Source organism: Pseudorhodoferax aquiterrae, assembly GCF_014652235.1.
GTDB lineage: Bacteria > Pseudomonadota > Gammaproteobacteria > Burkholderiales > Burkholderiaceae_C > Pseudorhodoferax > Pseudorhodoferax aquiterrae.
On the sequence record NZ_BMYK01000004.1, the window covers coordinates 496,646 to 510,293 of the forward strand.

12 protein-coding genes and 1 pseudogene are annotated in these 13,648 nt (G+C 72.8%); 6 read left to right on the forward strand and 7 right to left on the reverse strand.

Features of this window, described 5'->3' with window-relative positions; genetic code table 11:
- The first annotated feature begins 26 nt into the window (after window positions 1-26).
- Both IE209_RS10245 and selD read left to right on the forward strand, forming a co-directional pair.
- Window positions 27-536, forward strand: coding sequence for a MarR family winged helix-turn-helix transcriptional regulator (locus tag IE209_RS10245; protein ID WP_189686833.1), 510 nt, complete (start codon window positions 27-29; stop codon window positions 534-536).
- 266 nt (window positions 537-802) lie between these two features.
- Window positions 803-1,864 (forward strand): selenide, water dikinase SelD, encoded by a 1,062-nt coding sequence (gene selD, locus IE209_RS10250; protein ID WP_189686834.1) that lies wholly within the window; start codon window positions 803-805, stop codon window positions 1,862-1,864.
- 27 nt (window positions 1,865-1,891) lie between these two features.
- Here selD and IE209_RS10255 read toward each other — a convergent pair whose 3' ends face one another.
- The 3 genes from IE209_RS10255 to IE209_RS10265 all read right to left on the reverse strand — a co-directional run bounded on the left by IE209_RS10255 (window position 1,892) and on the right by IE209_RS10265 (window position 3,667).
- The gene (locus IE209_RS10255; protein ID WP_189686835.1) at window positions 1,892-2,314 is read right to left on the reverse strand and encodes a putative toxin-antitoxin system toxin component, PIN family; all 423 of its coding nucleotides are present in this window, start codon (window positions 2,312-2,314) and stop codon (window positions 1,892-1,894) included.
- A complete protein-coding gene (locus IE209_RS10260; protein WP_189686836.1) occupies window positions 2,298-2,540 on the reverse strand; it encodes a hypothetical protein in 243 nt (80 codons plus the stop codon). The genes IE209_RS10255 and IE209_RS10260 overlap by 17 nt, the downstream gene beginning before the upstream one ends.
- A gap of 107 nt (window positions 2,541-2,647) precedes the next feature.
- Window positions 2,648-3,667 (reverse strand): LacI family DNA-binding transcriptional regulator, encoded by a 1,020-nt coding sequence (locus IE209_RS10265; protein WP_189686837.1) that lies wholly within the window; start codon window positions 3,665-3,667, stop codon window positions 2,648-2,650.
- 193 nt (window positions 3,668-3,860) lie between these two features.
- On the opposite strand from IE209_RS10265, the gene ptsP reads away from it, so the two are divergent.
- The 4 genes from ptsP (at window position 3,861) to IE209_RS10285 (ending at window position 10,179) form a co-directional block, all read left to right on the forward strand.
- The gene (gene ptsP, locus IE209_RS10270; protein WP_229882787.1) at window positions 3,861-6,374 is read left to right on the forward strand and encodes a phosphoenolpyruvate--protein phosphotransferase; all 2,514 of its coding nucleotides are present in this window, start codon (window positions 3,861-3,863) and stop codon (window positions 6,372-6,374) included.
- Window positions 6,374-7,339, forward strand: coding sequence for a 1-phosphofructokinase family hexose kinase (locus IE209_RS10275; protein ID WP_189686839.1), 966 nt, complete (start codon window positions 6,374-6,376; stop codon window positions 7,337-7,339). Before ptsP ends, IE209_RS10275 begins: the two co-directional genes overlap by 1 nt.
- 238 nt (window positions 7,340-7,577) lie before the next feature.
- A complete protein-coding gene (locus IE209_RS10280; protein WP_189686840.1) occupies window positions 7,578-9,305 on the forward strand; it encodes a fructose-specific PTS transporter subunit EIIC in 1,728 nt (575 codons plus the stop codon).
- A gap of 49 nt (window positions 9,306-9,354) precedes the next feature.
- On the forward strand, window positions 9,355-10,179 hold the full coding sequence (locus tag IE209_RS10285; RefSeq protein ID WP_189686841.1) for a shikimate 5-dehydrogenase: 825 nt from the start codon (window positions 9,355-9,357) through the stop codon (window positions 10,177-10,179).
- Window positions 10,180-10,251: 72 nt separating this feature from the next.
- Here the strand turns inward: IE209_RS10285 and mrtJ are convergent, their stop codons facing one another.
- The 4 genes and pseudogenes from mrtJ to IE209_RS10305 all read right to left on the reverse strand — a co-directional run.
- Complete coding sequence (mrtJ, locus tag IE209_RS10290; protein WP_189686842.1) at window positions 10,252-10,683, reverse strand: JDVT-CTERM system glutamic-type intramembrane protease MrtJ; 432 nt, start codon at window positions 10,681-10,683, stop codon at window positions 10,252-10,254.
- Window positions 10,684-10,691: 8 nt separating this feature from the next.
- The gene (locus IE209_RS10295) at window positions 10,692-12,647 is read right to left on the reverse strand and encodes an alpha/beta hydrolase domain-containing protein (protein WP_189686843.1); all 1,956 of its coding nucleotides are present in this window, start codon (window positions 12,645-12,647) and stop codon (window positions 10,692-10,694) included.
- Between the two features lie 179 nt (window positions 12,648-12,826).
- Window positions 12,827-13,171 (reverse strand): hypothetical protein, encoded by a 345-nt coding sequence (locus IE209_RS10300; RefSeq protein ID WP_189686844.1) that lies wholly within the window; start codon window positions 13,169-13,171, stop codon window positions 12,827-12,829.
- Window positions 13,168-13,648 (reverse strand): annotated as a pseudogene (locus IE209_RS10305) (hypothetical protein); the annotation flags it as partial. The pseudogene IE209_RS10305 and the gene IE209_RS10300, both read right to left, overlap by 4 nt.

A 13,648-nucleotide genomic window follows, 5' to 3' on the forward strand; every position in this document is an offset into this window, starting at 1 on the left:
GCAAGTCGCAGGTTCAAGGAGTTTTGATGGTTTACCCTGAAGAGGAAACGCAGGCGGCGCGCATGGCCTTGGCCAATCGCCTGTTCTTCCGTTTGTACCAATGCGCAAACATGTTGCATAAAACCGGAACGCGCGCCGTGGAGCAGGAGGGCTTGACGACGCAGCAGTGGGCGGTGCTGGGCGCGCTGTCGCGGCCCGAGGCGGGCGCGGGCATGAGCGTGGGCGAGCTGGCGCGCTACCTCAAGGTGAGCCGGCAGAACCTGTCGGGCCTGGTCGGCCGCATGGAGCGCGACGGCCGCGTGCAGACCGGGCCCGACCCGGCCGACCGGCGTTCGCGCATCGTCAGCATGAGCGAGGACGGCCGCCGGGTCTGGCAGGACGAAGCCCTGCCCAAGATCCACGGCTACTACGGCCAGGTGCTGGAGGGCTTCTCGGTCAACGACGTGACGCACAGCCTGCATTACCTGCTCAAGCTGCTCGAGAACATGCAGCGTGTGGACCGGGCCCAGGGTGGCGGCGAAGCGGCGGCCGACTGAGAACGTGTGAACGAACCGCTCACACCCACGCGAGGCCCTCGATGAGCACCCGTTCCATCATGATCGTTGCGCTCGGGGCCTCGCCCTTCGGACCGGGGCGCGCCAGGCCGCATGCGGGCGTTGCGGTCCTTGCCCGGGCACGAGCCCGGGCTGCGGCCCGCGCCTACGCCTGCGGCCCGCCGCCCCCCGTCGTGGGCGCGATCGGTTCATTCACACGTTCTGAGACGCACAATGCGGCCCCTGTCCGTTCGCCACCGCTGCCATCCATGTCCACCACCACCACGCCCGCGGCCGAGCCGCGCCTGACTTCGCTCTCCCACGGCGGCGGCTGCGGCTGCAAGATCGCGCCCGGCGTGCTGTCCGAGATCCTGCGCAACCAGGGCGGCCTGCCGGTGCCGCCCGAGCTGCTGGTGGGCATCGAGACGGCCGACGATGCCGCCGTCTACCGGCTCAACGACGAGCAGGCGCTGATCGCCACGACGGACTTCTTCATGCCCATCGTGGACGACCCGCATGACTTCGGCCGCATCGCGGCGACCAATGCGATCTCCGACGTCTACGCCATGGGCGGGCGGCCCATCCTGGCGCTGGCCATCGTGGGCATGCCGGTCAACGTGCTGTCCACGGCGACGATCGGCCGCATCCTGGCAGGCGGGCAGTCGGTCTGCCAGGCGGCCGGCATCCCGATCGCCGGTGGCCACACCATCGATTCGGTCGAGCCGATCTACGGCCTCGTGGCGCTGGGCCTGGTGCATCCGGACGGGGTGCGGCGCAATGCGGGCGCGCAGCCGGGCGACCGGCTCGTGCTGGGCAAGCCGCTGGGCGTGGGCGTGCTGTCGGCTGCCTTCAAGAAGGAAAAGCTCGACGCCGCCGGCTACGCCCGCATGATCGAGACCACCACGCGCCTGAACACGCCGGGCCCGGCCCTGGCCGCGCTGCCCGGCGTGCACGCGCTGACCGATGTGACGGGCTTCGGTATCGCCGGCCATGGCCTGGAGGTGGCGCGCGGCGCCAACTGCCAGGTGCTGCTGGACTGGGCGCGCGTGCCGGTGCTGGAGGGTGTGCGCGAACTCGTCGCGGCCGGCTGCGTGACGGGCGCCTCGGGCCGCAACTGGCTGGGCTACGGCGCCGAGGTCGGCAGCACCTTGCCCGAGGCCGAGCGCGCGCTGCTGACCGACCCGCAGACCAGCGGCGGCCTGCTGGTGTCCTGTGCGCCCGACAGCGTGGAGGCGGTGCTGGCCCTGTTCCGCGAACACGGCTTCGCGCAGGCCGCCGAGATCGGCGAGGTGCGGGCCTGGATGGACGGGCCGCGCCTCGTGGTGCGCTGAGGCATGGCCTTCGGCGCTGGGGCAGCGTCAGGCCGATGAGCCGATCTGGATGAAAGCATCGGACGCAGTCACGATGCGCATTCCATGGAAGTTCTTGAGGTCGAGAAGATGTGCGTCGCCCGACACGATCATGTCGGCTTGCGCGCCCAGCGCGGCGGCCAGGACTGCGTCGTCAGCGGGATCGCGCAGGATGGTTGGCGCGATGGAGGCCGGCCGCACCATGGCGGCCAGCGCGGCGTAGCCGTGCAGCAGGTCGTCGACGGTCAGTCCGCGTTGCGCCAGCGGTCGCGCGAACTTGGGGCGCGACAGCACACCATGCAGTTCAGCCAGCAGCGCAGCGCTGGTGAACAGTGCGACGTGCCGGGCGTCGGCTGCGTCGATGAGACGACCCGGTGTCCCGCCCCACAGGAGGCCGGACAGTGCGATGTTGGTGTCAAGAACCAGCCGCATGCCGCTGCTCGGCGCGGTAGGCGCCGATCTCGGCGTTGATCTCGTCCGGTGTCATGGCCTCCAGCGGTTCGGCGGCCAGTTGAGCGCGGGCGGCCTGCATCTTCTCGATGCGGTCCTTGCGCAGTTGCTCGCGCAGCATGCGCTCCAGCTTCGGCGGTGCCAGCAATCCCGCACTGGCGGCCTCGCGGGCCAGCGCGTCGGGTAAGGTGATCTGCAGATCGGTCATGGACGGGCTCCCTGCGCAATGCGCACGACAAGGAGTTTCTCACGGGCGCTGGTGATGGGGGCATGACGATATGTCCCTGCGACAGGTCATTTCGTAGCACACCTGCATCATCCCGCCCGCAGGCTGGACCCCCGCACCAGCAGCTGCCCCTGCAGCACGATGCGCCGCGGCGCGCGGTCGGGCTGGGCCATGCGTTGCAGCAGCAGCTCGGTGGCACTGCGGCCGATGTCCTGCGTGGGTTGGGCCAGCACCGTGATGGCGGGCTCGGGCATGGTGGTCCAATCGTTGTCGTCGAAGCCGGCCAGGGCCAGGTCGTGCGGCAGCGCCAGGCCAGCGGCCCGGGCGGCGCGCCAGGCACCCAACAGCAGCAGGCCGCTGGTGGCCAGCAGCGCATCGGGCCGGGTGCCGTCGGGCTCGGCCAGCAGCCCCGCTGCGCCGTCCTGCCCGGCCTGTGCGTCGGGCCGCAACGCCTGCACACGGGGCGCGAGGCCGGCCTCGCGCAGCACCGCCTCGTAGCCGGCCTGGCGCTGCCGGCCGGTGGTGCTGTGGCTGCCTGCCAGCAACGCGATGCGCCGGCAGCCCTGCGACAGCAGGTGGCGCGTGAGTTCGCCGGCCGCACCGGTGTTGTCCAGCAGCACGGCATCGGTGACGGCGGCCTGTGGGGCGCGGTCCACCATCACCAGCGGAAACGGCCACTGGCCGGGCGCATGGCGCTCGGTGAACTCCAGCGTGGGTGCCAGGATCACGCCGCTGGCGCGCTCGTCGGCCATCAGCTCCAGGTAGGACCGCTCCTTGGCCGGATCCTCGTCGCTGTTGCACAGGATCAGCCGCAGGCCGGCCGCGTAGGCCATGTCTTCCACGGCCCGGCTGATGGCGGTGAAGAACGGGTTGCGGATGTCGGCCACCACCAGGCCGATCAGCGAGGTGGTGCGCTGGCGCAGTCGGCGCGCCGCCAGGCTGGGCCGCCAGCCCAGCTCGGCGATGGCCTGCTGCACGCGCTCGCGCAGCGCGGGGCGCACGGCGTCCGCGTCCGTCAGCACGCGCGAGACGGTGGTCGTCGAGACGCCGGCGCGCTGGGCCACATCCTTGATGCTGGCGCTGCCCGGGTTGGCGAGAGAAGACGGCATGGAACCCATTTTGGTATCGATTCCTCGATTCTCAGGGGCAATCCTGGCGCTTATAGGCTCTTTTCACGGGTGTTTACCCTTGATTTCCGACGTGTAGGTCGCCATTCGCTGGACTGACCTCCAATTCTTGCGGAATAATTTTGGAATCGATTCCAAAACTCCGGAGACGCGCTTGGAACCCCTCCCCACCCCCGTGGAAGTCCGCCTCGCGGCCCGCCCGGCCGACCGCGACGACGCCGTGCGCAGCGCCGGCGCACTGCTGGTACAGGCCGGCTTCTGCGATGCCGGCTACGTCGCGAGCCTGCTGCGCCGCGAGCAGGTTGCCACCACCTACCTGGGCCAGGGCGTGGCCATCCCCCATGGCATGGTGGAAGACAAGGGCCTGGTGCGCCGCACCGGCCTGGCGGTGCTGCAGGTGCCGGATGGCGTGGCCTGGGGCAGCGCCGACAAGCCCGTGCACCTGGTGGTGGCGATCGCCGCCGCGTCGGACGAGCACATCACCGTGCTGCGCCGGCTCACGCGGCTCATGCGCGATGGCAGCCGGATCGACCAGCTGGTGCGCACGGCACGCGCCGAGGACATCGTGGCCGCGCTGACCAGCGATGCCGCGCCGGATGCGGCGGCTGCCCCCGCGCAGGACTTCCCGCTGGGCCTGGACCTCACGCTGAACTACCCCAACGGCCTGCACGCCCGCCCCGCCGGCCAGTGGGCGCAGCTGGCCGGGCGCTTCCAGGCCGCCCTGCGCGTGCGCCATGGCGATGCCGTGGCCGACGCGCGCAACATGGCCGCGCTGCTGAGCCTGGGCGCCGGCCGCGGCGCGGCGCTGCGCCTGTCTGCCCAGGGCCCGGACGCCGAGGCCGCGCTGGCTGCGCTGCGCGACCTGGTGCTGCGCCTGGGCGACGAGGAAACGCGCCAGGCCGAACTCGCCGCCGCCCGCCAGGCGCAGGCCCAGGGCCTGGGCCGCGTGCTGGGCGACTGGCAGCCGGCCGCGCGCCAGACCATCAGCGGCATCGCCGCCAGCCCGGGCCTGGTGGTCGGCACGCTGGTCAGCGCCGAGGCCGGCACGCTGGAGGTGGCCGACCAGCACCAGGGCTTCGCCGAAGAGGCCGCACTGCTCGACCGCGCGCTGAACGCCGCCGCCGCGCAGATCTACCACCTGGCCGAGCAGGCCCGCGCCCAGGGCCGTGCCGAGCAGGCCGGCATCTTTGACGCGCACGGCCAGATGCTGCGCGACCCCGCGCTGCTGCGCGAAGTGAGCCGCCTGGTGGTGCAAGGCCATGGCGCGGCCTGGGCCTGGCGCCATGTGCTGGCCGAGCGCGTGGCCGTCCAGCGGACCGTGGCCGACGCCGTGCTCGCCGCCCGTGCGGCCGACCTGCAAGACGTGGGCGAGCGTGTGCTGCGCCACCTGCTGGGCCGCGGCGACGATGCCGGCACCGACCCTTCCACCTGGCCGCGCGATGCGCTGCTGCTGGCCGACGACCTCTCGCCCTCGGTCACCGCGCAGATCGACGTGCAGCGCGTCAAGGGCTTTTGCACCGCGCGTGGCGGCCCCACGGCGCACACCGCCATCCTCGCGCGCGCGCTGGGCCTGCCGGCCGTGGTGGCCGCCGGGCCCGGTGTGCTGCACCTGCAGCCTGGCGAGCGCGCCATCCTGGACGGCTACCGCGGCCAGCTGCACGTGGCGCCCACCGAGAAGGCGCTGCGCGAGACCCAGTCCATGATCGAGCGTCTGGCCCGCCACCAGGCCGAGGAGGCCGCCAGCCGCCTGCAGCCGGCTACCACCACCGACGGCCACACGCTGGAGATCGCCGCCAACGTGAACCGCGCCGACCAGGTGGCCCGCGCGCTGGAGCAGGGCGCCGAAGGCGTGGGCCTGATGCGCACCGAGTTCCTGTTCCTCGAACGCGACCATGTGCCCGACGAGGAGGAGCAGTTCGCCGTCTACCAGGCCATGGTGCAGGCCCTGGGCGGGCGCCCGCTGATCGTGCGCACGCTGGACATTGGCGGCGACAAGCAGGTGCCGCACCTGAACCTGCCGGTGGAGGAGAACCCCTTCCTGGGCGTGCGCGGTGCGCGCCTGTGCCTGCAGCGCGACGACCTGCTCATGCCGCAACTGCGCGCGCTGGTGCGCGCGGCACAGACGGGCCCGCTGTCCATCATGTTCCCGATGATCAGCACGGTGGACGAGGTGCGCCAGCTCAAGGCGCGTCTGGCCGAGGTGCAGCGCCAGCTCGGCATCGGCGCCGCCATTCCCGTGGGCATCATGATCGAGGTGCCCTCGGCCGCGCGCATGGCCGACCGGCTGGCCGCGCACGTGGACTTCTTCTCCATCGGCACCAACGACCTCACGCAGTACACGCTCGCGGTGGACCGCCAGCATCCGCAGCTGGCCGGCATGGCCGACAGCCTGCACCCGGCCGTGCTGCGGCTGGTGGCCGACACCGTGGCCGGTGCGCGCCGCCACGGCCGCTGGGTCGGCGTGTGCGGCGGCCTGGCCGGCGAACCCCTGGGCGCCGCGCTGCTGGCCGGCCTGGGTGTGCAGGAGCTCAGCATGAGCGTGGGCGACCTCACGGCCATCAAGGCCCTGCTGCGGCGGCACAGCCTCGCGGAGCTGCAGGCCCTGGCGCAGCAGGCGCTGGACATGGACGACGGCGACCAGGTTCGCGCGCTCGGCGCGCGCTTGCGCAGCGCACCGGAGGGCCTGTGATGGACGACGCCATGCAGGTCATCACCCTCACGCCGAACCCGGCGATCGACCACACCGTCACGCTGGACCGGCTGGACCCGGGCGCCGTGCACCGCGCGCGGGCCGAGCAGTTCGAGGCCGGCGGCAAGGGCATCGGCGTGGCCGCCGTGCTGGCCGCGCTGGACGTGCGCGTGGCCGCGGGCGGCTGGCTCGGCGTGGAGAACCCGCAGCGCTTCGAGCGCAGCTTCGCGCAGGCCGGCATCGTGGACGCCATGTGGCGCGTGCCGGGCCGCACGCGCACCAACATCAAGCTGGCCGACCTCGCGCATGGCGAGACCACCGACATCAACCTGCCCGGCATCGTTTTCGACCCCGTGCTGCTGGCCGGCGCCGAGATTGGCCTGCTGCAGCAGCTGGTGCCGCTGGTCGGCCCCGGCACCTGGGTCACGCTGGCCGGCAGCCTGCCGCCCGGTGTGACGCCGGCCGACATGGCGCGCGTGGCGAGCACGCTGCGCCACCACGGCGCGCGGCTCATGGTGGACACGGGCGGCACCGCATTGCGCACGCTGCTCGACGCGCTGCAGCCCGCGCCCGACTTCATCAAGCCCAACCGGGCCGAGCTCGAAGAGCTGGTCGGCCGTCCGCTGCCCACCGTGGCGGCCGTGGCCGACGCGGCCGCGCAGCTGCAGCAGGACGGCATCGCGCTGGTCGTGGTCTCGCTGGGCGGCGAGGGCGCCGTGGTCGCCAGCGGCGGTGCGCGCTGGCATGCCGCCACACCGCGTGTGCCCGTGGCCACCACCGTGGGCGCGGGCGACGCGCTGGTCGCCGGCACGCTGGCCGCGCTGATCGCCGGCCGCGCGCCCTTGGACGCCGCGGTGTTCGGCATGGCCTGCGCGGCTGCGCGCATCCAGCGCATCGCGCCCGGGCTGCCGCCGCTTCCCGAGATCGACGCGCTGGTCGCGCAGATCCAGCCCCAACCCATTTGAGAGCTTGTGGAGAAATCGCTAGAGCTCACGCAAGACCCCGATGCACGCAGTCTCAACAACCAACCATTGCTCGCGGGGTCTTGCCCTGCGGGCCGGGGCGCCCACAGGCGCCGGGCGGCGTTGCGCCGCTTGTCCGTATCCCGATACGGACTGCGCGACGCGCCTTGCCCGACACCTGCGGGCACCCCGTCGTGAGCCCAACCGATTCCTTCACAAGCTCTGACTGGAGACACCCACCATGGCCCAACTCTTCGCCATCGCCGCCAGCCAGGCCGGCCCCGCCCACAGCTTCATGCTGGGCGAGGCGCTGCTGGCCGCCGCCGCCCGCCTCGGGCATGAACTCAAGCTGCGTGTGGTCAGCAGCTTCGGCACGCAGGAAGGCTTCTCGCCCGAGGAGCTGGCCGGGGCCCAGGCCGTGATCCTGGCCGCCGACGCGGGCAGCGGCATCGACCGCAGCGCGCTGCCGGCCGACCGGCTGCTCGAAGTGGCGCCCGAGGCCGTGTTCCGCGATCCGGCCCAGGTGGTGCAGCAGGCCCTCGCACGCCTGGGCATGGCGGCCGCACCCGCGGCCCAGGCCGCTGCCAAGCCGCTGCGCATCGTCGCCATCACCTCCTGCCCCACCGGCGTGGCCCACACCTTCATGGCGGCCGAGGCGCTGGAGCAGGGCGCCAAGGCGCTCGGCCACCGCATCCATGTGGAAACGCAGGGCTCGGTCGGCGCGCAGAACGCCTTGAGCGCCGAAGCCATCGCCGAGGCCGACCTCGTGCTGATCGCGGCCGACACCCAGGTCGACCGTGCGCGCTTCGCCGGCAAGCGGCTGTACAGCGCCAGCACCAAGGCCGCCATCCACGACGCGGCGGCGCTGATCGGCAAGGCCCAGGCCGAGGCCGCGCCGTGGCAGGCGGCGTCCGCCACCGCCGCGGCCCCGGCCGGCGCGCAGAAGGCCGCCGCCAGCGGCCCCTACAAGCACCTCATGACCGGCGTGTCCTTCATGCTGCCCTTCGTCGTGGCGGGCGGCCTGCTGATCGCGCTGGCCTTCGCGCTCGGCGGCATCTACGTCTACGACGACGCGCACCAGGGCACGGTCGGCTGGTCGCTGTTCCAGGTCGGCGCCAAGGCTGCGTTCGCGCTGATGGTGCCGGCCCTGGCGGGTTACATCGCGTTCTCCATCGCCGACCGGCCCGGCATCGCGCCGGGCATGGTCGGCGGCATGCTGGCCGGCACCGTGGGCGCGGGTTTCCTGGGCGGCATCGCGGCCGGCTTCATCGCGGGCTACGCCGTCAAGTGGCTGAACCAATGGATCCGCCTGCCGCGCGGGCTGGAGGGTTTGAAGCCCGTGCTGCTGCTGCCGCTGCTGGGCTCGGCCATCGTGGGCCTGCTGATGCTCATGGTCATCGGCCAGCCCGTGGCCGCGGCCATGACGGCGCTGACCGAATTCCTCAAGGGCATGCAGAGTTCCAGCGCCGTGCTGCTGGGCATCGTGCTGGGCGCGATGATGGCGGCCGACATGGGCGGCCCCATCAACAAGGCGGCCTACGTGTTCTCCACCTCGCTGATCGCCAGCGGCGTGGCCACGCCCATGGCCGCCGCGATGGCCGCCGGCATGGTGCCGCCGCTGGGCATCGCGCTGGCCTGCCGGCTGTTCGCGAGCCGCTTCTCGGCCGAGGAGCGCGAGGCCAGCAAGGCCGCCGCCGTGCTGGGCCTGGCGTTCATCACCGAAGGCGCCATCCCCTACGTGGCGCGCGATCCGCTGCGCGTGATCCCGGCCTGCGTGCTGGGCGCGGCCACCGCCGGCGCGCTGTCCATGTGGCGGGGCGTGGCGCTGCAGGCGCCGCACGGCGGCGTGTTCGTGCTGGCGATTCCGAACGCGGTGAACCATGTGCTGCTGTATGGCGCGGCCATCGTCGCGGGCACGGTGGTGACGGCGTTGGCATTGGGGCTGTTCAAGAAGAAGATCGCCGCATGAGCGCCGACGGCGCTACGCTGCAACACACACCACTCGGCGGAGGCGCCGCATGACCATGGACATCAGCCGAGACACCCAGCTGTGCATGTCGCTGTCGGGCCGGCCCGGCAACTTCGGCACGCGCTTTCACAACCACCTGTACCAGGCGCTGGGCCTGGACTACGTCTACAAGGCCTTCACCACCACCGACCTGCCGGCCGCCATCGGCGGCGTGCGGGCGCTGGGTGTCCGCGGCTGCGCGGTGAGCATGCCGTTCAAGGAAGCCTGCATCCCGCTGCTGGACGAACTCAAGCCCTCGGCGGCACGGCTGCAGTCGGTCAACACCATCGTCAACGAGGGCGGCCGGCTCATCGCCCACAACACCGACTACGTGGCGGTGGCCGCGCTGCTCCAGACGCATGGCGTGGACCCGACTGGGCGCTTCGTGCTGCGCGGCAGCGGCGGCATGGGCCGCGCCGTGCTGGCGGCGCTGGTGGACCACGGCCTGCAGGGCTGCGTGGTGGCGCGCAATGCACAGGCCGGCCCGGCCGTGGCCGCGCTGCACGGCCTGCCGTGGCAGGACGCACTGGGCGATGCGCACCAGGCCGAGGGCGCCTGGCTGGTCAACGTGACGCCGCTGGGCATGGCGGGCGCGCAGGCGGACGAGCAGGCGTTCCCGGACGGCTGGATCGCCCGTGCGGCCGGCGTGTTCGACGTGGTGGCCTTGCCGGCCGAGACGCCCTTGCTGCGCGCCGCGCGCCGGCTGGGCAAGCCGGTGATCGGCGGCGACGAGGTCATCGTGCTGCAGGCGGTGGAGCAGTTCGTGCTGTACACCGGCGTGCGGCCCAGCGCCGCGCAGATCGCCGCCGCCGCGGCGCACGCGCGCGCCCTGTGAGATCGGGCCGGCAGATCGAGGGGCCGGAGGACAGGGCTGCGCGCACGGCCTGAGCCGGCGCCACGGCGCCACTCAAGAGACCGCGATGGCGGCCAGGTGGCAGGCGTTGAACCAGGCGTGGCAGGCCATCGCGCAGGCCAGGCCGTGGCGCGCGTAGGCGTGGCCGAACACCAGCGAGGGCAGGAACACCGCCAGTGCGGCCAGGCCCTGGCCTGCTGCCAGGTGCCAGGCGGCGAATGCCGCGCTGGCCAGCACGATGGCCAGGCCGGGCTGCCAGCCACGCCGGACCAGGCTGGCCTGCAAGCCGGCGCGAAAGACGATCTCCTCCAGCACGGGCGCGACCAGCAACAGCATCCACAGCCCTGGGCCATCGGGCATGGCCGTGGCCGCGCCCCGTGGTGCCAGCGCGTGCCAGGCCCAGGCCGCCGCCGGTGCCAACAGCATGGCGGCCCACAGCGGCGCGTCCAGGCGAAGGCCGTGCGCCGGCCGGGCTGCGCTGGCCACCGCGGGTGTCATCCAGCGCGTGCGCGCCGCACCAGCACGAGGCCGGCCAGCGCGGCCAGCAGCGACAGCGTCGGATCGAACACGCCGCGCGCGCCGATGCTGCTGCAGCCACCGCCGCCACCGCCGCCGTACAGCGTTTCCACCACGCTCTCGTCGAGCTGCACGGACGCCGGATCGGCACCCTGGGCGGCCAGCGCGTCGACCAGCGTGCCGGCATAGCCCGACAGCAGCGCGGCCTGGCCGTCCGTCAGCCGTCCGTCGGCGCGGTAGGCGGCCAGTTGCTCCTGCAGCCGCTGCAGCCACTTGGCGCCCTGCGAGAACTGGGCGGTCTTCTCGCGTGCCTCGGCCGCGCTGTAGCCGCGCGCCACGCTCAGCGATGCCGCGTCGATGGAGCGCAGCAGCGGCTCGGCATCGCGCACGTACAGGAAGCGCACGTGGTCGCGCAGCAGCCCGGTCGAAGGCTGGATCGGGAACTGCGCGAAATTGGCGCACAGCGGACCGCAGTCCAGGCCACGGCCGTACAGCGAGACCTCGGCCTCGCGCACCATCTCGTCGGCGTCGGCCTGCAGCACGTAGCCCTGGGCCACGTTGCCGGCCGCGGCGGCGCGGAACTTCTGCTGGTAGTCCGCCGGCGTGGGGTAGAGCGCGGCCAGCGTCGCGCTGTCGAACGGCACATGCGTGCCGTTGAGGAAGCACAGGCCGGTGCTGCCGGCCGGCACCTCGTTGTAGCCGCTGTCCAGCGCCACCGGCACGGCGAAGGGCGCCAGGCGGATGCCGCCCAGCGCGTTGCCGCGCGCGTCACGCTGCACCGTGGTGCCGTCGGCCTGCAGCGCGATCGTCGGACTCGACGGCGGCACGGCCGTGCCGGCCGCCCACTTGCCGAGCCAGTCGATGGCCGCGGAGATCACGTAGCGGTCCGGGATGCGGCTGCGGCTGGGCAGCGCGCAGCTGTCGCGCAGCGGGGCCGAGGGCTGGTCGCGTTGCAGCAGCGCGTAGCGCACGGCGAACGAGGCCCAGTCCGAATGCGAGGTGCCGGCCATGGACCACACGCGGATGCGCTCGGTGTCGGGCTGGATCACGTTGATCTCGTTGGCCGAGGCCGGCGCCGTGTACTCGGTCTCCGACAGCAGCTTGAGCACCGGAAGGTTGAGGTCGGTGCGCAGCTTCTCGCCACCGATGTACAGCAGCGCCGCGTCGGCCAGCTTCTCGTCGCGTGGGTGGATGGCGTTGAGGTAGACCGACAGCCGGCCCGCGGACTGGGACACGCCGGCGGCCACGACCTGCTGCACGCGCGGCGCCAGCGGCCCCATCACGGTGGCGCTGCGCACGGCCTTCAGTCCCTGGGCGTAGACGTCGTAGGACAGCGGGTCGCCGCTTGTGAACCGGCCAGCGGCCGTCAGGTCCAGCGTGCCGTAACGCGCCGGGCTGAAGGCCTTCAGGCCCAGGGTCGCGTTGGTGATGGGGCCGCTCTGCGCCGTGATGCCGACCCAGGCATAGCCCTCGCGCAGCACGAACTCGTGGATGCGGAACCACAGCGCTTCCACGTCGTAGTTGCTGGTGGCGTTCATCCATTCGACGATGACCTTGCCGTTGAAGCGGGCCGCGTCGGCCGGCCGGCGCACCACCATGCGCGTCTTGTAGGCGTGGCCGCCGTCCAGCACATTGGCGGTCGGCGAGGCGCTGGGCCGCGCGCCGATGCCGCCGGCCACGGTGGCGTCGTAGCGGTTGGCCTGGCCGCTGTAGAAGAACTCCTCCTCGACATAGCCGCGCGCGGCGAGATCCAGGTCGGTGCCGAAGAACGTGCGGTTGTTGCCCGCGGCCGCCAGGTCCGAGCGGATCGGCCCCTCCACGGCCGGCACAGGCACCGCCGCCTGGCTTGCCGCCGTCCACACCAGCGCCGCTGCCGCCAGGGCGCTGCGCCAGCGCCATCCGGCCGCCCGGCCGCCTCCGTCTCCCATTTTCATGTTTGCCTCCAAAAATCGGAAAACCATTCCACACATCGTGGCGTCAAAAAATGTACGGAACGGTTCGTTATGGATGTCTGGTGGGAAACCCTGAGAAGGCGGGCCGCTGTGCAACCAATCGCAACAGCTTGGCGGCACGCCCAGGGGCGCCGTGTCGGCGCTTTCGTCGTGGAGCCCGGTCAGGTCATGGCCGTCGCGAGCCCCAGGCCGCAGCCGCCCAGCCCGCCCAGCCCGAGCGCGAGCGCCACGCGCCGGCTGGCCGCAGGCCATTGGTTCATGGCCAGCACCAGCAGCCAGCCCAGGGCCATCCAGGCCGACGCGACCAGTGCCACGGCGCCCGCGGCCCCGAGCGCAATGTCTGCGGCCGCGGCCTGCAGCACGAGGCTGGCCAGCGCGATGGCCCAGGCAGCGCGGCGGCCCATGGCGGCGTCACCCCAGGCGCGCGTCGGCACGGCGTGCGCCCAGGCTGCTAGCGGCAACAGCGATGCCAGCGCTGCGCAGCCGGCCAGCAGCACCGCGTTCACGGCGTGCTCCGGACCGGTGGGCGGCGCAGCACGGCGTGCAGTGCCGCGGCCAGGCACAGCAGCGCTGCCACGGTCCACGCCGGCAGGCCGGACCTGGCCGCCAGCCCCGCATAGGCCAGCGCTGACATGGCCCACAGCGCGCCGCTGGTGCGCGGCATCCAGGTGCGCAGCGTGGCGGCGGGCAGGGCGACCAGGCAGGCCAGCAGCAGGCCCAGCATGCCTGAGGGGCGCGCGTCGCCCGTGGCCACGACATGGGCCAGCCGAAACGACTCGACCGCCAGCGCGCCGGCCAGCCAGAACGGTGCGTGCCCTGCCTGCGCGGCCAGCCGCTGGCGCCATGGGCGTGCCGGCGCGGGGCGCGCCGGCACGGGCCTGCGCGGGGCGGCGAGCACCCGGGCCGGGCCGATGCAGGCCGCCAGCGCAGCGCAGCCTGCGCCCAGCAATGCCAGCGCCCAGGCCATGGCCGGGGCCAGCGGC

What these genes read in the sequence shown, in the direction of transcription:
- IE209_RS10245 (WP_189686833.1), top strand. Translation starts at nt 27, where the DNA reads ATGGTTTACCCTGAAGAGGAAACGCAGGCGGCGCGCATGGCCTTGGCC.
- selD (WP_189686834.1), top strand. Translation starts at nt 803, where the DNA reads ATGTCCACCACCACCACGCCCGCGGCCGAGCCGCGCCTGACTTCGCTC.
- IE209_RS10255 (WP_189686835.1), bottom strand. Translation starts at nt 2,314, where the DNA reads ATGCGGCTGGTTCTTGACACCAACATCGCACTGTCCGGCCTCCTGTGG.
- IE209_RS10260 (WP_189686836.1), bottom strand. Translation starts at nt 2,540, where the DNA reads ATGACCGATCTGCAGATCACCTTACCCGACGCGCTGGCCCGCGAGGCC.
- IE209_RS10265 (WP_189686837.1), bottom strand. Translation starts at nt 3,667, where the DNA reads ATGCCGTCTTCTCTCGCCAACCCGGGCAGCGCCAGCATCAAGGATGTG.
- IE209_RS10275 (WP_189686839.1), top strand. Translation starts at nt 6,374, where the DNA reads ATGGACGACGCCATGCAGGTCATCACCCTCACGCCGAACCCGGCGATC.
- IE209_RS10280 (WP_189686840.1), top strand. Translation starts at nt 7,578, where the DNA reads ATGGCCCAACTCTTCGCCATCGCCGCCAGCCAGGCCGGCCCCGCCCAC.
- IE209_RS10285 (WP_189686841.1), top strand. Translation starts at nt 9,355, where the DNA reads ATGACCATGGACATCAGCCGAGACACCCAGCTGTGCATGTCGCTGTCG.
- IE209_RS10295 (WP_189686843.1), bottom strand. Translation starts at nt 12,647, where the DNA reads ATGAAAATGGGAGACGGAGGCGGCCGGGCGGCCGGATGGCGCTGGCGC.